Below are 1,549 nucleotides of genomic sequence, written 5' to 3' on the forward strand. Positions count from 1 at the left end.
GCTGCCGGCCGCCTGAGCGGAAGGCGCGGGACCCCATGCGTCGGCCGCCCGGTCCGAGCCCCCACGACGATCCGGGCTACGCGGCCCTCAAGGCGCGGATCATCGCGCGCACCGGCCATCACTACTACGCCGACAAGGACGACCTGCTGTTCGACCGCCTGCGGCGGCGGTTCAAGGCCTGCAACGTCGCCGATGCCGCGGCTTACGACGCGCGCCTGAACGCGGGCGCCGGCGAATGGGCCGCGCTCGAGGCCGAGATCACCATCGGCGAGACCTTCTTCTTCCGCTACGCCGAGCAGTTCACCGCGTTGCGCGAGACCATCCTACCCGGCCTGATCGCCGGGCGCGCGGCCGAGCGCAGCCTCCGGGTCTGGAGCGCCGGCTGCTCGACGGGGGCCGAGCCCTACTCGGTGGCGATCCTGCTGCACCAGCTGCTCGGCCCGGCCCTGGCGGACTGGCGCGTCGCGATCGTCGGCACCGACATCAGCGTCGCCGCCCTCGCCACCGCCCGGGCGGCCGAGTACGGCCGCTGGGCGCTGCGGACGCTGCCGGTCGAGGAGCGCTTGCGCCACTTCCATCGCATCCCGGCGAGCCCCGGGGCGGCCCGCGAAGGCGGCTACGCCCTGCGGCCGGAGTTTCGCCGCATGGTGCGCTTCGAGCGCCAGAACCTGATGAGCCTCGTCGACGGGACGGCGGCCGAGGGTTTCGACGGGTTCGATCTCATTCTCTGCCGCAACGTGCTGATCTACTTCAGCGCCGAGACCGTCGCCGCGATCGTGCGGGCGCTGGGCCGGCGCCTGCGGCCCGGCGGCTGGCTGCTGATCGGCCATGCGGAGCCCCATCCGGCCTTCGCGGGCTGGCTCGATGCGGTGAACCTCCCCGGCACGGTCGCCTATCGCCGCCCGCTCGAATCGGCGTCACTGCCCGCGCCTCCCGATCCTGCCGAGCCGGCCGGGCTCGAGCGTCCGCCCGCCGCCACTCCCATCGAACCCGGTCCGGCTCTCGAGGCGCTGCTCGCGGTGCCTGCCGGAGACGCCGTCGCCGAAGCGATCCGTCCGGTGCCGGCGGCGAGCGCTCCAACCGTCGTCGACGAGACGGCGGAGGACGTGGCGCGCACGATCCGCATGCTGGCCGATTCCGGCGACACCGGCGCGGCGTGGCGCCTCCTGCGGAACGCGCTCGCCGCGCGGCCGACCGATGCGTCCCTTCGGCTCTACGAGGGCCTGCTCGCGCTCGGGTTCGGCCGCGAGGCCGAAGCCGAGCGGGCCTTCCGCGGCGCGCTCTACCTCGATCGCGGCTACGTGATGGCCCATTACCATCTCGGCCTGCTGCTCGGAGCCCTCGGACGGACCGCCGACGCCCGCCGGGCGCTGGACAATGCGGTCGCCTTGAGCCAAGCGCTGCCGCCGGATGCGGCGTTGCCCGAGGGCGATCAGCACCACCGTCACGGCCGTGAAGCCGAGGAGGATCCGTTTTCCGATCGAGATCGACAAGGCGGCTGATGCTCCGGGTCGGGCGGCGTCGTGGATCGCGCGCGTCTCGCGCCTCA

General features: G+C 73.6%; 1 protein-coding gene. It reads left to right on the forward strand.

Annotation, left to right across the window (positions count from 1 at the left end):
* Positions 1 to 35 precede the first annotated feature (35 nt).
* Positions 36 to 1,502: a protein-glutamate O-methyltransferase CheR gene (locus FV223_RS27260; protein ID WP_147729824.1), complete on the forward strand. Its 1,467-nt coding sequence runs from the start codon at positions 36 to 38 to the stop codon at positions 1,500 to 1,502.
* Positions 1,503 to 1,549: the final 47 nt, after the last annotated feature.

It is taken from the genome of Methylobacterium sp. WL116 (genome assembly GCF_008039455.1).
GTDB lineage: Bacteria > Pseudomonadota > Alphaproteobacteria > Rhizobiales > Beijerinckiaceae > Methylobacterium.

Excerpts from the sequence above, each read along its gene's own strand:
- FV223_RS27260 (WP_147729824.1), top strand. The coding sequence starts at position 36 with ATGCGTCGGCCGCCCGGTCCGAGCCCCCACGACGATCCGGGCTACGCG.